This is a genomic window from Methylotetracoccus oryzae, from assembly GCF_006175985.1.
Classification (GTDB): domain Bacteria; phylum Pseudomonadota; class Gammaproteobacteria; order Methylococcales; family Methylococcaceae; genus Methylotetracoccus; species Methylotetracoccus oryzae.
In genome coordinates this window covers 35393-53266 of the sequence record NZ_SRSH01000013.1, presented here as the reverse complement: position 1 = coordinate 53266, position 17874 = coordinate 35393, and the positions used below count along the sequence as shown (strand labels likewise).

Below are 17874 nucleotides of genomic sequence, written 5' to 3'. Positions count from 1 at the left end.
GCAGAGGCCTGCTCGTCCCGGCGGGATGCCGCTCGCCTGTCTTCGGTCCCGTTGTAGGACCCTGTCTGGAGCCATCGGGTGTAGACGGCCGTTCCGCTCATCGGAAGGAAGCCTGTGTTCACGGTCCGGCCGAATGCCGCGGCCCTTTGCGGCCCGCGGCGCTCGCTGGGAACCGGCAGTTTAGATACGGGTGTCGAAGAACTGCACGACCAGTGTCGGATTGAACGCGGTAGCGCCGGTTTCCGTGTTCTGCAGGTAGCCCATGAAATAAACGTCCATGGTCTGTCCGGCGGTACAGGGAGCAATGCGTTGCGTTGCACCCGATTCAGACATTCCGTCGGTCCAGGCAGCCACGTAGTGGGCCGAGTTGCTATGCATCGCGGTCGGCGATGCGTCGTTGATTGCGATGCTGAACCCTATTCCGACGTAGGTCCAGCCGCCCACGGCGGGCCAGAACCCGAACTGAGAGGTCGCGTTCGCAACGATGTTCCCAGCCTTCGGACAGACAACGGTCACCCTGCGCAACTGGGTTGCGGCGTGGAAATCGTTGCTGGTAATGGCGACCGATGGCGTCGAACTCGAATCGAACCAGCTGATCGCGTGCGCCGAGTGAGCGGTTAGCAGACCGGCCATCGCGGCCGCAAACATAAGGGCCGGACGTATGCGTGGCGTCATGGAAATCACCTTCAGGTTGGGTTGTCGGAAGTCAAGGCGCTGTTTCGGCCTGGGCATGATAGCGAGCGATGACAACCCGGAAATACGTAAATATTTGCCGTAAAAGCAGTGATTTAGATACAGTCTTGTCCGGATTCGTCACGCTTGACGACGTGCTCCTGTCCGGCGCGACCTGCCGCATCTCTCGAACTGGGCGCGCGTAGGTGGACGGGGAGGAGGGGAGTGGGATTCCGCCGCCTTGCAGCTGGCTGCGTGGTCGGAAGACGGTGCCCTTGGCTCGGGCCGGGGCGGATCAAGGCAGTGCGAGCCGACCCGGGTCGGAGGTGTCGTCCGCCATGGCCCCGTCACGCTGCGGATGAAGCGTGGGCGTGCCATGGCGGGTCTTGATCAGTCGGCCCAGACTCCCGATGGACCGTTTGACAGTAGGCGATGCCGGACCTACGCTCTGATTCACAGCAGTGATTGGCTTGCGATGGTGGCAAGGCCAGCCGCGCAGCCGGCGCACCCCGCGTCGCGCGAACTCGCTACGGCTAGCGATGCCGTCGCCCGGGTGGGCGAAGCGCGACCCTGGGCCCGTCTGCTTGCGATTCAGCACAAACCTGGCACCTGCGTGCGCACCGCCGATTCTGTGCCCGGTCCGCTGCATTCGCGCCGCGGCTTTCGAGTGTGCTCGCCGCAAGTCTGGGCCGCCTGGGTGACGCAAACGGCGGCCAATGGGCGACACACCAAAGACAATTGATGGGGTTCGAGGTCGACGCGATGCAGTCTTTGCTGAAGTTTTGCGGTGGTCTGCCGGAACGGCGATTTGCTGCAGGGGAGATTTTGTTGGTGGAAGGAGGCGCCGACAAGGTCTTGTACGTGCTGATCGATGGCGAAATCGAGGTCCTGAAAGGCCCGACCCAGGTCAATACCCAGTCGGAGCCCGGTGCGATGTTCGGCGAGTTGGCCGTGTTGCTGGATGTCCCGCACACCGCTACGGTCCGGGCCACGGTGCCCACCCGGACGTATGTCGTCGAGAACGCCGAGGCTTTCCTGCAGGGTAATCCCGACCTGAGTTTTCAATTGGCCAAGCTGCTGGCGCGGAAACTGAACAGCATCACGACTTACCTGGTTGACCTGAAGAACCAGTTCGAGGACCGCGAGGATCACCTGGGCATGGTCAACGAGGTGCTCGAGAGCCTGCTGCATGAATCCGTCGAGGACGCCTCGCCCGGCTCCGATCGCTACCCCGACGCGACTATCTGAGCCAGTCGGGGAGTTCGGTCAGTTCCGGTATGGGACGCGTCAGTGGCCGGCTGAGTGGCACGATCTCGGCTCCGGCCAGAGAAAACCAAAGCGCCGTCTTTGCCTCGGTATCGATGACGATATGGGTAGGGCATGGGCCGATCTGCCGGCCGGGATTGAACACCCAGGTCAGTCCCAGACGGTCCACCCACGATCCGCCCTGGCGGAATGGTGACTGGTGGATATGGCCCGTGATGACCATGTCCGGTTGGTGACGCGCGATCCATTCGACGAGTTGTCGGTCGCCGAAATGTTTCTGTCCTCCCCAACTGGTCGGTGACTCATCGGGAGGGGCGTGGTAAACCCAGATCCAGCGGTCTTTCGGCTTTTCGGCATCGCGCTCGAGCTGTACCTCGACGCGGGCCCGGCTTTCGGGGCCGTCCCACCAGGGGCAGATGGTAAACAGCGCATCCTGCACGATCACACAGTCGTTGTCCGTCGGCACACCGCTGTGCCGCGCTCTCTGTATCCATTTGGCAAACTTTTCCCCATCGCCGTTGCGTGCGTCGAGGTCGTGATTTCCCGAGCATACGATCACCCGAGTCTTGGACTGCAGCCGCTTGAGGTAGGTCAGAATCACGGTGACCTGGGCGGGAAGCGCGACGGTGGACGAGATATCCAGATGGTCGCCGGCGATGACTACCAGGTCGAATTTCTCGGCCGCCTGCAACACCCAGTCGAACTGCTTCAGCGTGTAGTGCAGATCGGAAACGACCAGACACTTCATCAGCAGGAACGCCGTGCGTGCACCGACGCGGTATCGTCGAAACAGCCGAATCGCAGGGGTTTCATGCGGCAGGTAAGGGTTATGTCTCGGGCCGACATTCTACGCCGGCACAGCCGTCACTCACAGCGCGACGGCCCCATATGCCACAGATCGGTTCTCCGGTCGCTGGCGAAGCAGGGGTCAGGGACGGCTTGCCGATGAGGGGTGCGCGGTTCGCGACGGCCGCGCGGTTCTTGCAGTACATGGGCTTCCTGGTCACGCCGGACAACGTGAAGCGGAAGCTTGCACTCAGCGGTGTTCGTCTGTGTATGATGGGGCCCGGTGACTGCTTGGCGATGATCATCAGGACCCTGTGGGGTTCCTTGAGCGGCCTGGGATGTCTGGTTTCCTCCGGAAAGAATTGAGGGAGTTCGTATGGTTCCACGTTTCCTGTCCGTGGTGGCGATGTTCGCTACCGGTTCGTTGTTGGCTGCCTCGAGCTTCGCGGCGACGGATAAACCCAACATCGTGATCATCTGGGGTGATGACGTTGGGCAGTCGAACATCAGCACCTACACCAAGGGCATGATGGGTTATCGCACGCCCAACATCGACCGCATCGCCAACGAAGGCATCACCTTCACGGACTATTATGCGGAACAGAGCTGCACCGCCGGCCGCTCCGCTTTCATCACCGGTCAGAGCGTCTTTCGCACCGGTCTCAGCAAGGTCGGTATGCCAGGAGCTGACACCGGCCTGCGCAAGGAGGACGCCACCATTGCCGAACTGCTGAAGGCGCAGGGCTACGCAACGGGCCAGTTCGGCAAAAACCATCTCGGCGACAAGGACGAATTTCTGCCCACCAATCACGGTTTCGATGAGTTCTACGGCAACCTTTACCACCTGAATGCCGAGGAGGAGCCGGAACTGGCGGATTACCCGAAGGAATCGGATTTTCCCGATTTCCGCAAGCGATTCGGCCCGCGCGGCGTGATCCACAGCTTCGCCGACGGCAGGATCGAGGACACCGGGCCCCTGACCAGGAAGCGTATGGAGACCATCGACGACGACGTGGCCGCCCGGGCCGCCGAATTCATCGACAAGCAGGCCAAGGCCGGAAAACCGATGTTCGTCTGGGTCAACTTCACGCACATGCACTTTCGCACGCACGTGAAACCGGAGAGCCGCGGGCAATCCGGCCGCTGGCAGAGCGAATACCACGACGTCATGATCGATCATGACAAGAACGTCGGTACCGTGCTCTCGAAGATCGACGAATTGGGCTTGGGCGACAACACGATCGTCATGTACAGCACCGATAATGGGCCGCACGCCAACACCTGGCCGGACGGGGCGACCACTCCGTTCCGCAGCGAGAAGAACACCAACTGGGAAGGCGCGTACCGCGTGCCGGCGATGGTGCGCTGGCCGGGCAAGATCAAGCCGGGGACCGTTTCCAACGACGTCGTCTCGCATCTGGACTGGGCTCCGACGCTGCTGGCCGCTGCCGGAGTGCCTGACATCAAGGAAAAGCTGCTGAAGGGCTATAAGGCTGGCGCCAAGACCTATAAAGTGCACCTCGACGGTTACAACCTCGTGCCCTACCTGACCGGGCAGGTCCCAAAGAGTCCGCGGCAGGAGTTCTTCTATTTCTCCGACGACGGCGATCTGACGGGTCTTCGCTACGACAACTGGAAGGTTGTATTTGCCCAGCAGCGCGGTGCCGGCACACTCGCGGTTTGGGGCGAACCGTTCGTGAAGACACGTATTCCGTGGTTGTACAACCTGCGGACGGACCCCTACGAGCGAGCCACGGTTACGTCGAACACCTATTGGGACTGGTATCTGGACCACGCCTACCTGCTGCTGCCGGCCGCCGATTACGTGGGCCGGTTCCTGCAGACCTTCAAGGAGTACCCGCCCCGCCAGAAGGCGGCCAGCTTTACCATCGACCAGGTGCTGGAGCAGCTGAAGGCGCCGCCCGGCCAGTAACGCGCGGCGGGACCGGGCGGTCGGTAGCCGGGTCCCGCCTTTTGTTCGCATCCGGAGTTCGTCCATGCCTTTCCGTATGTCGCAATTCGTCTTCTGGTCCGGCGTCTACAACGCCGGCCTCGCCGGTATCCTGCTGTGCCCACCGGTCTATCGTGCGCTGGGCCTGAACATCTGCTCACCCGTTTGGGGCTGGTTGATTGCCGGCTTTCTGGCGTTCACCAGCGCGGTTCTGATCCTGAGCGCCCGCGACCTGCCGGCCCGTGCGTCGTTTGTCTACTGGGAGGCGCCGTTGCGTTATGTGGCGGCGCTCGTATTGATCCCGGCGGGCCTGTTGGGCGACATCGGGGTCCTTGCAGCGCTGCTCGGTCTCGGCGACCTGCTGATCGGCCTGGTGTACACGTTCGGCTTGTCCAATGAACTTGGGCGGTCACATGCCGACCTGGCTTTCGATCGGGGTCCCAAGTCGTAGGACGGGCGAAACTATACCCGTTGCCCGCCCACCGCCATAGGCCCCTTGCGTCACGCGCAAGCGGCAATCCGGAGAGCCTGCCGCATGCGCCGTGAGTGCGGTGGCTCGCAATGCGCGACCCGATGCCCCCCATCGACATGTTCGTGCAGCATTCGGGCGCTAGAGTGATCGCGCCCGCATGGCACTTGCGTCCGGCGGTTCAACCCCGCAGCACCCGGTAATTTCCCTCTCCAATTCGATCGGATTGACCCCATGACACCGACAAAGACACCGCGTCGGCTTGCGGTGCGCGTGCTGACTCTGGCGGCGCTGGTAGCGACGTTCGGCGGGTGCGGTGCACTGCGTCCGCGGCATGCGCCGCCGGCTGCAGTGGAACCCCAGGTGCAGGTGCCGGGCATGCCCGACGTTCGTGTTTGGGGCGATGCCTTCAGCTCCGTGTTCCAGGCCGATATCGTCGAATCGGTCCGACAGGAGCAGCGGAGCGGTTTGTTCAGGGAGGGCGATACCGTCAGCATTCTCGCCATTTCCGGCGGCGGAGGGGACGGGGCTTTCGGCGCCGGGCTGCTCTATGGCTGGACTCAGGCCGGCAACCGGCCGAGCTTCAAGATGGTGACCGGCGTCAGTACCGGTGCGCTGACGGCGCCCTTCGCGTTCCTGGGGCCAGCCTACGACGAGCAACTCAAGAAGGTCTACACGACGATATCGTCGCAGGACATCCTGAAATTAAAATCCTTCTTCAGCTGGCTGCGCGGTGATTCGATCAGCCTGAACGATCCGCTGGCGAAGCTGACCGCAGAGTACGTCAACGACGCGATGCTTAAAGATATCGCCGCCGAACATCGGAAGGGCCGTCGCCTCTACATCGGCACCACGGCGCTGGACGCGCAGCGGCCGGTGGTCTGGAACATGGGCGCGATTGCCGCATCGGGCCATCCGGATGCGGCGGCCTTGTTTCGCAAGATCATGATCGCCTCGGCGGCGGTTCCGGTGGCCTTTCCGCCGGCCTACATCGAGGCCGAAGCCAATGGCCGTCGCTACGACGAGATGCATGTCGACGGTGGCGTCGCCAATCAGGTATTTCTGTACGGTCCGATGCTGGACATGGCATCGGCCAGAAAGGAACTGGGCGTGTCACGACCGCGGCGGAGCTTTCGCGTCTTCGTGCTGCGCAACTCGCGTCTGAAGCCGAGTTGGGACGAGATCACACCGCTGATACGCGATATTGCGCCGCGTTCGGTGTCGTCACTGATCAAGGCGCAGGGTCTCGGGGACCTTTACCGGATCTATGCGACGGCGCTGACCGATGGTCTCGATTTCAATCTGGCCTTTATCCCGGACTCGCTGGACACGAATCGCTCCGACGAGTTCGACACTCGGGTCATGAACGTGCTGTTCGACACCGGTCACGATCTCGCCAGAATGGTTATCGTTGGTTCAAGATGCCGCCGGGGCTCAACGGCGCGGGTAACGGCGGTGGCGATCCGCCCCGTCAGCGGGTCGAGGGCGGGGCAAAGTACTAGCCTTTTGCCTCGATCTCCTGCCGAAGGCGCCACGCCGCATGGGTCGAGAAACGAAAAAGCCGCTCGGTCTCGAACTTCTCCACCGCCTGCTTCAGCCCGGGATTACCTTCTGATGGGCGTATGGGTCGGGCGGTGTACCCGAAGTATCGTTGCTCACACCGGAAACGACCACACGAGGTGCTGTTTGGTCCGAGTGTTGCCGTCGCCAAGACAGGTGTCAGCCGCGCCTGTTCGGCCGAGCGCGGCGGAGGTGGCAGCGAGGCTCCTCGCCGGGTCTGGGGAGCGGGGCCAGCGGTGAACGGCCGACCGCTAAGCCGAAGCGGTTCAGCGCCGGCCCCGCACGCGGTTCTGACGTGGTAAGCCTAGGGCTTGAAGGGAAGCTTCTGGAACTTGAGCGTGAAAGGTTTAGGTGACGGGCTGCCGCAGTTTGCTGCGTTGCAGCTGCCGCCTGCTGCTATCAGATATTGCCCTGCAGCCAGGGTAACGGCAAGGCGTGAAGCATTGCCATTGCGGCTGGAAATTCCCGAACTACCCCTCCCCACATGCGCACCGTCGCCATTGGTGAAATTGGTGCCCGCGTTGGCGTAGCCGATGAACGCGGTCGCCCCGTCTGTATTGGGCGGTGTCGGCTTCAGCCATTTGCTCGACTTGCTCAGCGAGACCTGATTATAGGCGTGGTTCAAATGGTTGTTGCCGTTGAAATTTCCGTTTGTCTGCCAGACGCTGAATGCGGGGTACATGTTGGCGTCCGCGGACGACATCGTGATCTGGACAGTGGTCCGCCCTTCCAGTGTGAAGGTGTACCACTGCGAGTTGTGGGCCCAGCCCAGATTCGCCGTGAGACCGTTCCAGCCGTCCCAGGCGTATTGTGGTACGGTCGCAGAGGTGGATATCTCACCCGACATCGTTCCTAGATCTGTGACGCTGATCGCGCTGGCGCTGGTCGCCGCCAGCGTCGCGGCAGAGCCGGTCAGCAGTACGGCCAAAGTGCGGCGAAGGGGGAAGTTCATACGGTGTCTCCTTGATGAATTTGGTACTCCAGGTAAATCCGAGGGCGCGATCGTGGCCGATGTGAGCCCTCGTATGCGCTAATGCAAATGTTGGGCCAGTCACGGACAGGCAGGGCCGGCGGCACGTTGAGGCGTCTGGTATCGGCGCGGCATGTGTACTATGCCGCAGCTTTCGCGGCAAAAGCCGCTCCCGTGTGCACTGCAAAGCGGTAGGTAGGGAACAGGGTGTCAAGCCATGTCGCGATTTCCCGTGCGCCCCCTCGATGATCCGCGCACACTCACGCGCGAGCGTCTGCGAGAAATTGGATATCATGGGCCGGCAAGGTGGCCGACAAGCGATCTTGGAAAATCTTGGCCGCTGCGCCTGCGGGGCTGACGGGACTGTATTGAGGAGAAGAAGAATGGGACATCGTTGGGGCAGCCGCCGGAGCATCGCGCTGGTCAGCATCATCTTGTCTGTCGGTGCGTCGGGGGTTTTTGCGGAGACTTACGAACTTCCGCCGACTTTCGATGCTGCGCGCATTCTTCCGGCTAACCTGGTCAAAGGGCCCTATCATCATCTGGCTGCCAAGGTCAGGAATGACGGCACCATGAATCACTACACGGTCGAATCGAAGTTCGGTCGGGTAACCGCCGATTCGACCGCGGAGCTCCGGATCCGCATCGACGAGATGAGGGCGCTTGCCGCCATGCAGAAGGTCGACACGACGGAACAGTTGGCGCGGCAGGCCAAGCAGGGAGGGAAGGATGCGCTGCAGGGAGCGAAAGGGCTGGTCACGAATCCGGTCGGAACCCTGAAGGGTGCCTTCACCGGTCTCGGCAAAGTCGCCGAGCGTGCGGGCGACGCGCTGATGGGCGACCCGCCAAGCGATGCCGAGGACAGCCGCTTCGAGAATGCGATCGGGTTTTCGTCGACCAAGCGCGCGTATGCGGCAGAGTTCCGGGTCGATCCTTATTCGACGAATCCGCTGTTGCAGAAGCGCCTCGAAGAGATCGCCTGGTGGGGCTACAGTGGCAAACTTGCTGCAAGTGCGGTTTCAGCCGCGATCCCCGGTGGTGTTGGCGCTTTCGTATCCGCCTCGAAGACCAGCAACTGGCTGGAAGGGATTCCGGTGCAGACCCCGCCGTCTGACCTCCGCAAGGCCAATCGCCAAAAGCTCCTCGAACTGGGCGTGTCCGCGGACGCGACCGATCTGTTCCTGGGCAATACCGTGTATTCGCCGGTCCAGCAGACAAAGCTGGTAGCGGCATTGGCCCGGATGGACGGCACCGCCGATCGTGGCCACTTCGTCAAGTTCGCAGTGCTTGCGCGGAGTGCCCAGGTGGCATTCTTTCGGGCTCGTCAAGCGGAGATGTACGCAAACTTCCACGCCAAGCAGGGACGCATTGAACGCTTCGTGCCGGTGGGTACGAACGCCGCGGCGCGTCTTGCGAATGGGGCGATTCTGTTTTGTTTCCCGACGGACTATTTGGTGTGGACGGATGCGAACGCGGCGCTCGCGTCCGCGCTCGACAGGCACATCGCCAGCCTCAGCGATATACGCGGCAAGGAAGTCCAACTGGCCGGCGGAGTAAGTCCGCGCGCGCGTGAGGCGCTGCAAGCGCTCGGATGGAAAGTGAGTGATGGCCAGGAAGCGTTGGCTGACTGATCCCTTGCGGGGGCCAGGCCCGCGGTCAGGAAGGGTCGCGGGTCATGAACGCGATGCGGCGTTGCCGAACGTTACTGGCCACTGGTCGGGCGCTGCTACCATTCGGACCGTCCGATCGTACGGTTGAAGGGTTTGGAGAACCGCAGTCCGCCTCGCGGATACGCGAACCAAACGATACCCGCCAGGGAAGCGACGATCAGGGCCGCGGTGACGATCAGCATAACGATCACGATGTTCATCGGAATGGACCCGGGGTAATGGGGTGACGTAAGTTTCGTCGACGATTGGCAGCGCCGTGCACGGCCGAGAGTGTCCGGCTACTCTGCGCTGCAAGTCACAGACAGCGGTGGGTCGCCAGAAGTTCCGCTGCGGGGGGGCTCAACGGCGACCGGTATGCCCGAAACCACCGTGAGCGCGCTCGGTCGGCTCGAAGTCTTCGACCTGTTCGAATGCAACCTGAGTGATTGGCACGAAGACCATCTGGGCGATGCGCTCGCCGATGCCGATCTCGAAGGCGTCGTTGCCGCGGTTCCAGCACGAAACGAAGATCTGCCCCTGGTAATCCGAGTCAATCAGCCCGACCAGATTGCCCAGCACAATGCCGTGACGGTGTCCCAGCCCCGATCGAGGCAGGATGACGGCGGCCAGATGTGAGTCGTCGATATGGATTGCAAAGCCGGTTGGGATTAGCTCTGCGGCGCCGGGTTCGATTATCAGCGGAGCATCGAGGCAGGCCCGAAGATCGAGTCCGGCGGACCCATCCGTGGCGTAGTGCGGCAGCGGTATCTCGCGGCCCAGACGTTGATCGAGCACTTTAATCTCAATTTTTTTCATCGTAGCGGTCGGCAATCAGGTCGATCAGTTGTTCGGCGATGCGTTGCTTCGGTGCCATGGGCAGATGATGCTCGCCGTCCGCCCAGAAGACATGGAGCGCGTTCTCGTCACGGTCGAAGCCGCCAGCGGTTCCGCCGACCCAATTCGCTGCAATCATGTCGAGGTGTTTGGCGGCAAGTTTGCTGCGCGCGTGCTCTTCGAGCCGATCGGTTTCAGCTGCGAAGCCGACCAGGAAGGGTCGGGAGCCGCTGCCCCCCAGGGTCGCGAGAACGTCCTGCGTGCGCGTCAGTTGCAAGCTCATCGCCTCCTGATCTTTCTTGATCTTTCCCGACTCGGTCACGACGGGGCGATAGTCGGCGATCGCCGCGGCGCCGATATAAATGTCATGGCTTGGTGCGCGTTCGAGAATTGCTGAGGCCATCTGCGCGGCGGTCTCGACCGGCACGTACTCGGCTACTGCCGGAACCGGCAGTACGGTCGGTCCGCTGACCAAGGTCACCGCAGCGCCCGCCCGCCCCGCTGCCTCAGCCAGGGCGTAGCCCATCTTGCCGGAACTGCGGTTGCTGATGAAGCGCACCGGATCGATGGGCTCCCGCGTCGGGCCCGCACTGATCAGGACCCGCCGGGCCGCGAGTCGGCCGCGAGCCAGCAGGCAGGATACCCCGGCAGTGATCTCGGCCGGTTCCAGCATGCGTCCCGGGCCGGTTTCGCCGCAGGCCTGGGCTCCGGACCCCGGGCCCAGCAAGACGACGCCCCGTGCCGCGAGCACCGACACATTATCGCGGGTCGCGGGATGATCCCACATCGCGCGGTTCATTGCGGGTGCCACCGCGATACGGCCCTCCGCCGCAAGGCACAGCGTCGTCAGCAGATCGTCCGCGAGCCCGATGCGCATCTTCGCGATGAAATCGGCGGTGGCCGGTGCGATCAGTATCAATTCGGGCCAGCGCGCCAGTTCGATATGGCCCATCGCCGATTCCGTTGCCGGATCTAGCAATTCGACGTGCACCGGATTGCCCGATAGCGCTTGAAACGTCAACGGCGCCACGAAGTCTGTCGCTGCGCTGGTCATCACGACGCGCACGGTCGCGCCCTGCTGCAACAACAAACGCGTCAATTCCGCCGCCTTGTAGGCGGCGATACCACCGGTCACGCCGAGGAGGATGCGTCGATTCTTGAGAGTGGTCACAATGGACGGTTTGCTTGGGACATCGGAGGTTGGGAGTCGTGGCAGGGTGCGTGGGCCCCGCCTATGCTTTTGGTTCCAATTCCCTGTGAGTGAGTCGAGGCGGTCATGCGCATCACTGAATGGCCTTCCGAGGAGCGGCCTCGTGAAAAGTTGCTGGCCAAGGGGCCGGGCGCCTTGTCCGATGCCGAGCTGCTGGCAATTTTCCTGCGCACCGGCGTGAAAGGAAAGACCGCCGTCGATCTCGCGCGCGATCTCCTCAGCGAGTACGGCTCGCTACGTGCCCTGATGGCGGCCGACTTGCCACGCTTCGCTTGCAGCCCGGGACTCGGGGCGGCGAAGTACGCGCAATTGCAGGCCGTGCTGGAAATGGGGCGCCGCCACCTGGAAGAGGTTCTGCGTCGCGAGGATGTCATGACCAGTCCGCAGGCGACCCGGCAGTATCTCGCGTCCCGATTGCGGGAATACGGCCATGAGGTGTTCGCGTGCCTGTTCCTGGACAATCAGCACCGCGTTCTGCTCTACGAAGAACTGTTTACCGGGACCATCGACGGCGCGAGTGTCTATCCGCGGGAAGTCGTCAAGCGAGCCCTGAACGTGAATTGCGCGGCAGTGATCTTCGCTCACAATCATCCGTCCGGTGTCGCCGAACCCAGCGAGGCCGACCGGCACATCACGCAGCGATTGAAACAGGCGCTTGGCCTTATCGACGTCCGGGTATTGGACCACTTCATCATCGGCGAGGGACAGGCCTATTCGTTTGCCGAAAATGGGCTGATCTGAGCGGCGAAACCGGGTTGTCGCTGCCTGCCTGCGGAAAGGCGCAACAGGTCGCGGCCGAGCCAAGCGCCGAAACCGAAGTCCGATGCGGTGAGAACAAAATCTCGACGGCGCGAGTCTGCCAACGAGTTCCCATTGATGGACGGCCAGCCCTTCTGCTGAAGCGCACTTTCCTGGATCTGGGAGAGCCCGTGGGCGACGCGATCAGCTCGACCAAAGGTCGCGGATCAGGGCCGCATGACCCGCGACCCGGACGGACCGACCGCATGTGAAGTGTGCTGGCGCTTCGCCTCAGGGAGCGGAGGGGCAGGTCACTGCCGAGCCCAGCGTGTTAAGCCCAATCGAGATATTGGCATTCCAGTAGTTTGCCGCCAGTAGATCGGGCGCATCGTCACAGTTCAGGTCTGCGGCGATGACCGACCAGGGAGACTGGCCCACGGGATAATCGTCCTTGGGTCTCAGCGTCCCGTTTCCTATGCCGTGGAAGACGCTGACGGCGTTGCCCGCACCGAGGTTGACCAACTCCGGATAGTTGTCGTTACCGTTCCCCACCAGGACATCCAGGTTACCGTCCATGTCGACATCGGACAGGAAAATGGACACGGGCAAAACACCCGCCGGGTAGATCACCGCTTTTGCGTAAGTACCCGGGGATTTAGCAAGCAGCACGCTGATGGTGTCTTTGGCGTGGTTGGCAGTTACGAGGTCGAGCAGTCCGTCGTGGTTGAGGTCTCCAGCCCGGACGGAATGAACGGGGCCACCTGCAGCATATTGGACTTGCGGTCGAAAGCCGCCCGCACGGTTGTTGAGCAGCACACTGACGCTGGAACTCCCTTTGTTGCCGGTGATGATGTCCTTGTACCCGTCGTTATCCAGATCGGCGATGGTGACAGAGCGCAAGGTATTGCCGGTCGCGTAGGTTCTTTCCGTGGCCGCGAAGGTCCCGTTTCCCAGGCCCCGCCGGACACCGACATAGGAAGAGTTGCCGACGATCACCAGATCGAGCTTGCCATCCCGGTTAACGTCGCCGACCGCGCCTTCATGGGGTTTCAGCACGGCTGTCGCGTAGCTGGCGGTCGTTCCGAACGTGCCATCCCCGTTGCCGAGCCGTACGCTCAAGTTTTGCGAGTTCTGGTTGGCGGTAATGAGATCGAGGGCGCCGTCGCCGTTCACGTCGCCCAGCTCCGCGGTCTTGGGACACTGGCCAACGCTGAAATCCCGCTTCGGTCGGACGCTACCATTCCCATTCCCGAGCAATACGCTGACGTTGTTGCCGCGGCAGTTCGCGACGACGATGTCCATATTGCCGTCGCCATTGACATCACCGGCGCGAACGGAGTGTGGCCGGGTGCCGGTGCCGGCAGTCGACATCGTGCCGAAGACGTCGGCTGCGGCGGCGCCATCCGCGATGGCAGTCAGGGACAGGCCGAGAAATATCAATGACAGCGCTTTGAAAACCAAAGACTTGGCAGATTTTGAATACACACGGTTCTCCTTATCTCTTGCGAGGTAAACACCTACCCGGCGACGATGCATTGGCATTGCATCAAGGGTCATGAGCCGGAACGAACGCCACCCCGCTGCGGATCGGCCTTGGCAGGCCCACCCTTGCACACGAGACTCGAGCGTCTCCCATTCTAACGGGTTATGTCGAACTGCCAATAAGCTGTAGCCGAAGCACAGCTTCATGCGCAGTCCGTCTGAGTGTCGAAGCAAAACACATACCAATTATTGCGGTCGAAGGCGGAGCCCCTAATTCACCGCGGCCTCTATATCTTGCCTGGATGGCCAAGCTCAAAGAATGGACTTTCTTAAGTCATGCGCTTGTTCCTGTGTACCGGGAGTTAGGACGGTTCCGTCGTGGCGATTGCCGCGCTCGGAAGCGGAGAGCGGCTGTGTGTCGCGCCGCCAAATGATGGAGAGCCGCTGGGGATGCACAGGCCGATTCGGCGTTCCGGGCCTTGGCCGGTTGAGTCTCGGTAGGACCCGTCGGCGGGGCCCGGTGGTTTCGCCGCTGCGAGATGGGGGCTGCCGTGCTTTACGATGGTGCGTCGGATCACCTCTATGGGCCGCAGTTTGCGGGACTCCTGTCAGGTTGGCGCTCGCAGGTTCGATTACGCTGGCCGATACTGGCGGAACCCGGCTGTTCTGCATACGTCTGCGACTCGCAGCGCAAGCAACACCAGCGGAAAACTGCGCTTGTGCTAGCATTCCCGGCTGCACCCGATTCAGCTCCGAGAGTCGCGTCTGGTGCGTGCTTCCTGCATTCCAGGCCAACCTGCACCGTGTCGCACGGATGCTGTTCGTGTCGGATGAGCCTATCGCACCCACTGGTCGTCGATCACAAGGGATTCCGGACCGCTGGTGAGGGTATGCGCCTTAGCACATCCATCTCGTTCCGAGACTTTCGGCGATGCGCCCTTTTCGGCAGAGCCTCGAGTGCTTGGCGCGGCGACGGATTCCGGAATTGCCATCGCCGATCGCCCGGCATTCGTGGCTGGCGGGTAATGGGATGCGCGCGGGTCATGGAAATAGTGTGCATCGCTACGCTGATCGCGTGGCGGAAAGTCCGGGTGTGCGCTCTGTATGTCTGGAAAGCGCTGCACGATATGTGGTACTGTCGATGTGGTTTTCGCCCACCTACTTGAAACGCGATCTGAATGTGTCGTTCGCGAATCTAAAATCTTCTGAAGCACCCGCTGATGCCGTCTTTCTTTCAGAGCGATCGGCGAAAAAAGACAATACCTGTCCCCACCAAGCATAAAGACAAACCAAGAGGCTTGTATGGCTCATGATGTAATCAAACTCCCATCCGCTGACCGCATAACTAGCTGGAAAAGCTTCAATAGACATGTCCGCCCGCTTGGCTGCGCGTTTCTGAAGAGGCTGCCAGAGTTTCCTGAATCGGTTCTCATCTCGGGGTGCCAACGCTCGGGTACGACGGCTCTGGCGAATGTACTGACTCAGAGCGATGGGATGGTTAACTACTATGTCAGCAAGCATGGGGAGTTGGACGCAGCATTGATACTGGCGGGTATTGTGCCTCATGAGCCCAATGGTCGTTATTGTTTTCAGACGACTTATGTCAATGAATGCTACCATGAGTACTTCGGTCCGGATCTGCGATTCAAGATGATTTGGGTTATTCGCAATCCTCTTTCCGTCATTTATTCGATGACGCACAATTGGAAGGATTTCGCATTAAATGACCTGTTTCTGGCAAGCGGTCGGAAGTGCATGGAGGATGGGATAAAAAAGACGCTGTCCGCTTGGATTCCCGGAGTGGTTTCCCGGATCGATCGGGCATGCTATGCCTATATCGGAAAGACCATGCATGTATTTGAGCTGATGGAGAAACTGGGGCCGGAGACACTCGCAGTCGTCGATTATGATCACCTCGTGCTGGACAAATCCCGGATACTTCCACGTCTTTACCAGTTCATCAATCTCCCTTACAACGAGAAGTATGCCGACTTACTGAACCCGGGCAGCGTCAGCAAGGCCCAACAGTTCTCGGCGGACGAGAAGGGCCGGATCGAAGCGCTTTGCCAGCCGATTTACCAGAAGGCTCTGGAGCTTGTGCCGGCCCATCTCAGGGCAACCGGCGCTGTGTGATCCGGGGCATCGCAACACCAGGCGCGCCCTCGGCTCTGGATACTCCGTGTCGCTGGGCGGTCGTCGATGTGACGCGGCGCGGCGCTTTCCCTTCCCCCGGTGTTTTCTCGCGAAGCCAAGACAGCCGGTTTACGCGCATTCAGGCATTACCTCGCCACTTCTGGATCGCGATGTCGAAGACCGAGCCTTCTGATCGTCGCATAGGCGCCGAAGAAGGCGAGGGGGGCGCGGCAAGCGTGCGATGGCATCCCGGGGGCGTAAAGCCCGAACTGCGACAGGGTGTGCATGAGGCGCCAGATGCCCGTGCCGAGGGATTTGCCTGAAGATGTCGACGGCTGCCTCACCGTCCGGCTGTTCGTGCAGGGACCGATGTGACTCGTTCCACCAGTCGCTCGGCGTATTCGCTGTCATGTTGGCCGGCGCACAGTTAAAATCGATCCGGCATACAAGTTCCGACACCGCTGTGCCCTTAGGGACCAATCACCACCCATCACGCTGGGTAGTGGGGGCGGGCCGGGAGGGCGAGACCGTCTGCGGGAGGGAACCCGCAGGCTAGCCTCCAGGGACGGATTCACGGCGTGTCTCGGCTTCCCCGCCCGCTCCCACGAGGGGGGCGTGAACCGTTACGCGCCTTTATCTGCGTCGGCGTTTTCGTATCAAACAGTCATGTGAGATGTAACTTAAAAGCCGCGCTGCGACTTTTCAATGGTTGTCTGTCCGATCGCTTGACTCACGGGGAGATTTAAGGAGTACGCAGGATGCAGCTTACGCAATTCACGGATTACTCGCTGCGAGTGCTGATCTACCTGACCCGCCTGCCGGGCCCCGGAATGGCGACTGTTCCGGAGATTGCCGATCACCACGGCATCTCGCGCCATCATCTGGTCAAGGTCGTGCACAATCTCGCCCAGCAGGGGTTGATCATCACGACTCGCGGCAAGGGAGGCGGCATCCAGCTGGCCCGGCCACCCCACACCATTGGTCTCGGTGATGTGGTGCGACTGACCGAGCCGCACATGGATCTGGTGGAATGTTTCGATCTGAAGACAAATCAATGCCGGATAGTCCGGGGCTGTTTCCTGAAGGCGGCTTTGCATGAGGCGCGCCGGTCGTTCATGGCTGTGCTGGACAAGTACACGCTGGCTGACGCTACCCGGGCGGGATTTGGTAAGCCGGGCGAACTGTCGGTCACGGAGCCTCATTCCGGCGCTGTCGACCGCGAGCCTTAGCGTGGCTCTGAGCTATTCAGGATTTCCTGCGACGGGGGGATGGAATCGGGTTTGATCAAAGCCAGGAGCGCCATTTGTTGAGCGTTCGATTGGGCGAGGATTGCAGGAGCGCAAGCGGCGCCGAGTGCGCGCGACTCAGGGCGAGGGTCCTGTGGCGGAACGGCTGTCTGCTGCCATCCGTGTTGCGACGCTGAAGTTGGCCATCGGCGGGGTTGTATCGAGCGCGACCCTGGCCCTGGCAGCCGAATGGTCCGATTCCGGGCAGGCAAACAAGGTGCCCAGTCCATTAAGGGTCACTTGGCACGAGGCCGAGGTCTGCCGCGTGTCGTTCAATCCCGCTGCATGAAAAGCCAAAACGGACATCCCCAACAATATGGTCGCCCACGAAAGAAAGGAGTAACGGTCGATGTCTCCGCCCTTGCAACTCGCATTTGCGGGGCGCGGTCCATCACGCAACCAGGTCTGGATGGGAGGAGACTGTTTCACGTTGATTCCTGAGTCCTTGCCGGTATCGATGGTGTATGTACCATGCCCTCCGGCGGATGTTGTTCGTGGCGACGGTCCATCCTGGAGTAAGCCAGTGGTCCGGCTCGCCGCGATGAGTCCGCCGTATCGACGGGCCACTTTTTTTGGGAAGGTACCGGATCACCGCAAACTGCCTTCGGCCCCCTAGCCCCAAGTGTAGGATTCAAGCCCCGGAGACTTCCGGCGTCAATTCGTAGCTTTTCCTATTGACAAATTGCCTGTTCTGCCGCGCAGGCATCTTCGGGCGAATGGCGCCGCCATCCTGTCTTCTGTGCCGGCTTTCGTGCGCCGGGAGCGGATACACGTCAGGTCAAGCGTAAGCAAGTATGACGCGACGCCGAGCCGGCGGGGTCGTGCCTGCAGCGAGGGCGCATGGCGAACGGCGAAAAGAGTTTCGTGC

Annotated in this window: 16 protein-coding genes; 9 read left to right on the top strand and 7 right to left on the bottom strand. The window is 61.5% G+C overall.

Annotated features, from left to right (window positions below):
• Positions 1 to 180 precede the first annotated feature (180 nt).
• Entirely contained in the window at positions 181 to 675 is a 495-nt protein-coding gene (locus tag BWR02_RS13850; protein WP_139558509.1) for a hypothetical protein, read from the bottom strand.
• Between the two features lie 759 nt (positions 676 to 1434).
• Here BWR02_RS13850 and BWR02_RS13845 point away from each other — a divergent pair.
• Entirely contained in the window at positions 1435 to 1920 is a 486-nt protein-coding gene (locus tag BWR02_RS13845; protein ID WP_162560161.1) for a cyclic nucleotide-binding domain-containing protein, read from the top strand.
• Here BWR02_RS13845 and BWR02_RS13840 read toward each other — a convergent pair.
• A complete protein-coding gene (locus BWR02_RS13840; RefSeq protein WP_139558505.1) occupies positions 1913 to 2686 on the bottom strand; it encodes a metallophosphoesterase family protein in 774 nt (257 codons plus the stop codon). The two genes, BWR02_RS13845 and BWR02_RS13840, sit on opposite strands and share 8 nt — an antisense overlap.
• A gap of 414 nt (positions 2687 to 3100) precedes the next feature.
• Between BWR02_RS13840 and BWR02_RS13835 the strand changes: the two genes are divergently transcribed.
• The 3 genes from BWR02_RS13835 to BWR02_RS21540 all read left to right on the top strand — a co-directional run bounded on the left by BWR02_RS13835 (position 3101) and on the right by BWR02_RS21540 (position 6944).
• Complete coding sequence (locus BWR02_RS13835) at positions 3101 to 4657, top strand: arylsulfatase (protein ID WP_139558503.1); 1557 nt, start codon at positions 3101 to 3103, stop codon at positions 4655 to 4657.
• A gap of 64 nt (positions 4658 to 4721) precedes the next feature.
• Positions 4722 to 5126: a hypothetical protein gene (locus BWR02_RS13830; protein WP_139558501.1), complete on the top strand. Its 405-nt coding sequence runs from the start codon at positions 4722 to 4724 to the stop codon at positions 5124 to 5126.
• A gap of 252 nt (positions 5127 to 5378) precedes the next feature.
• Positions 5379 to 6944 (top strand): patatin-like phospholipase family protein, encoded by a 1566-nt coding sequence (locus BWR02_RS21540; RefSeq protein WP_139558499.1) that lies wholly within the window; start codon positions 5379 to 5381, stop codon positions 6942 to 6944.
• A 64-nt stretch (positions 6945 to 7008) separates the two neighbouring features.
• Here the strand turns inward: BWR02_RS21540 and BWR02_RS13820 are convergent, their stop codons facing one another.
• A complete protein-coding gene (locus BWR02_RS13820) occupies positions 7009 to 7656 on the bottom strand; it encodes a hypothetical protein (RefSeq protein ID WP_139558497.1) in 648 nt (215 codons plus the stop codon).
• Between the two features lie 401 nt (positions 7657 to 8057).
• Between BWR02_RS13820 and BWR02_RS13815 the strand changes: the two genes are divergently transcribed.
• Positions 8058 to 9305, top strand: a complete 1248-nt coding sequence (locus BWR02_RS13815; RefSeq protein ID WP_139558496.1) for a hypothetical protein — start codon at positions 8058 to 8060, stop codon at positions 9303 to 9305.
• Between the two features lie 95 nt (positions 9306 to 9400).
• Here the strand turns inward: BWR02_RS13815 and BWR02_RS20930 are convergent, their stop codons facing one another.
• The 3 genes from BWR02_RS20930 to coaBC all read right to left on the bottom strand — a co-directional run bounded on the left by BWR02_RS20930 (position 9401) and on the right by coaBC (position 11328).
• On the bottom strand, positions 9401 to 9544 hold the full coding sequence (locus BWR02_RS20930; protein ID WP_162560160.1) for a hypothetical protein: 144 nt from the start codon (positions 9542 to 9544) through the stop codon (positions 9401 to 9403).
• Between the two features lie 139 nt (positions 9545 to 9683).
• Positions 9684 to 10139: a dUTP diphosphatase gene (gene dut, locus BWR02_RS13810; protein ID WP_139558494.1), complete on the bottom strand. Its 456-nt coding sequence runs from the start codon at positions 10137 to 10139 to the stop codon at positions 9684 to 9686.
• Positions 10126 to 11328 carry a bifunctional phosphopantothenoylcysteine decarboxylase/phosphopantothenate--cysteine ligase CoaBC gene (coaBC, locus tag BWR02_RS13805; protein ID WP_139558492.1) on the bottom strand — a complete coding sequence of 401 codons (1203 nt, stop codon included), beginning with the start codon at positions 11326 to 11328 and terminating at the stop codon, positions 10126 to 10128. The genes dut and coaBC overlap by 14 nt, the downstream gene beginning before the upstream one ends.
• 105 nt (positions 11329 to 11433) lie before the next feature.
• Here coaBC and radC point away from each other — a divergent pair, with 105 nt between their 5' ends.
• A complete protein-coding gene (gene radC / locus BWR02_RS13800) occupies positions 11434 to 12108 on the top strand; it encodes a RadC family protein (protein WP_139558490.1) in 675 nt (224 codons plus the stop codon).
• Positions 12109 to 12396: 288 nt separating this feature from the next.
• Here radC and BWR02_RS13795 read toward each other — a convergent pair whose 3' ends face one another.
• Entirely contained in the window at positions 12397 to 13794 is a 1398-nt protein-coding gene (locus BWR02_RS13795; protein ID WP_139558488.1) for an FG-GAP repeat domain-containing protein, read from the bottom strand.
• Positions 13795 to 15081: 1287 nt separating this feature from the next.
• Between BWR02_RS13795 and BWR02_RS13790 the strand changes: the two genes are divergently transcribed.
• The 3 genes from BWR02_RS13790 to BWR02_RS13780 all read left to right on the top strand — a co-directional run bounded on the left by BWR02_RS13790 (position 15082) and on the right by BWR02_RS13780 (position 17295).
• Positions 15082 to 15720, top strand: a complete 639-nt coding sequence (locus tag BWR02_RS13790; protein ID WP_162560159.1) for a sulfotransferase domain-containing protein — start codon at positions 15082 to 15084, stop codon at positions 15718 to 15720.
• 758 nt (positions 15721 to 16478) lie between these two features.
• Positions 16479 to 16949, top strand: coding sequence for an RrF2 family transcriptional regulator (locus BWR02_RS13785; protein ID WP_139558485.1), 471 nt, complete (start codon positions 16479 to 16481; stop codon positions 16947 to 16949).
• Between the two features lie 151 nt (positions 16950 to 17100).
• Positions 17101 to 17295 (top strand): hypothetical protein, encoded by a 195-nt coding sequence (locus BWR02_RS13780; protein ID WP_139558483.1) that lies wholly within the window; start codon positions 17101 to 17103, stop codon positions 17293 to 17295.
• The last annotated feature ends 579 nt before the right edge of the window (positions 17296 to 17874 follow it).

Coding starts and splice junctions, on each gene's coding strand:
- BWR02_RS13850 (WP_139558509.1), bottom strand. CDS start 675: ATGACGCCACGCATACGTCCGGCCCTTATGTTTGCGGCCGCGATGGCC.
- BWR02_RS13845 (WP_162560161.1), top strand. CDS start 1,435: ATGCAGTCTTTGCTGAAGTTTTGCGGTGGTCTGCCGGAACGGCGATTT.
- BWR02_RS13840 (WP_139558505.1), bottom strand. CDS start 2,686: ATGAAGTGTCTGGTCGTTTCCGATCTGCACTACACGCTGAAGCAGTTC.
- BWR02_RS13835 (WP_139558503.1), top strand. CDS start 3,101: ATGGTTCCACGTTTCCTGTCCGTGGTGGCGATGTTCGCTACCGGTTCG.
- BWR02_RS13830 (WP_139558501.1), top strand. CDS start 4,722: ATGCCTTTCCGTATGTCGCAATTCGTCTTCTGGTCCGGCGTCTACAAC.
- BWR02_RS21540 (WP_139558499.1), top strand. CDS start 5,379: ATGACACCGACAAAGACACCGCGTCGGCTTGCGGTGCGCGTGCTGACT.
- BWR02_RS13820 (WP_139558497.1), bottom strand. CDS start 7,656: ATGAACTTCCCCCTTCGCCGCACTTTGGCCGTACTGCTGACCGGCTCT.
- BWR02_RS13815 (WP_139558496.1), top strand. CDS start 8,058: ATGGGACATCGTTGGGGCAGCCGCCGGAGCATCGCGCTGGTCAGCATC.
- BWR02_RS20930 (WP_162560160.1), bottom strand. CDS start 9,544: ATGAACATCGTGATCGTTATGCTGATCGTCACCGCGGCCCTGATCGTC.
- dut (WP_139558494.1), bottom strand. CDS start 10,139: ATGAAAAAAATTGAGATTAAAGTGCTCGATCAACGTCTGGGCCGCGAG.
- radC (WP_139558490.1), top strand. CDS start 11,434: ATGCGCATCACTGAATGGCCTTCCGAGGAGCGGCCTCGTGAAAAGTTG.
- BWR02_RS13795 (WP_139558488.1), bottom strand. CDS start 13,794: ATGAAGCTGTGCTTCGGCTACAGCTTATTGGCAGTTCGACATAACCCG.
- BWR02_RS13790 (WP_162560159.1), top strand. CDS start 15,082: ATGGTTAACTACTATGTCAGCAAGCATGGGGAGTTGGACGCAGCATTG.
- BWR02_RS13785 (WP_139558485.1), top strand. CDS start 16,479: ATGCAGCTTACGCAATTCACGGATTACTCGCTGCGAGTGCTGATCTAC.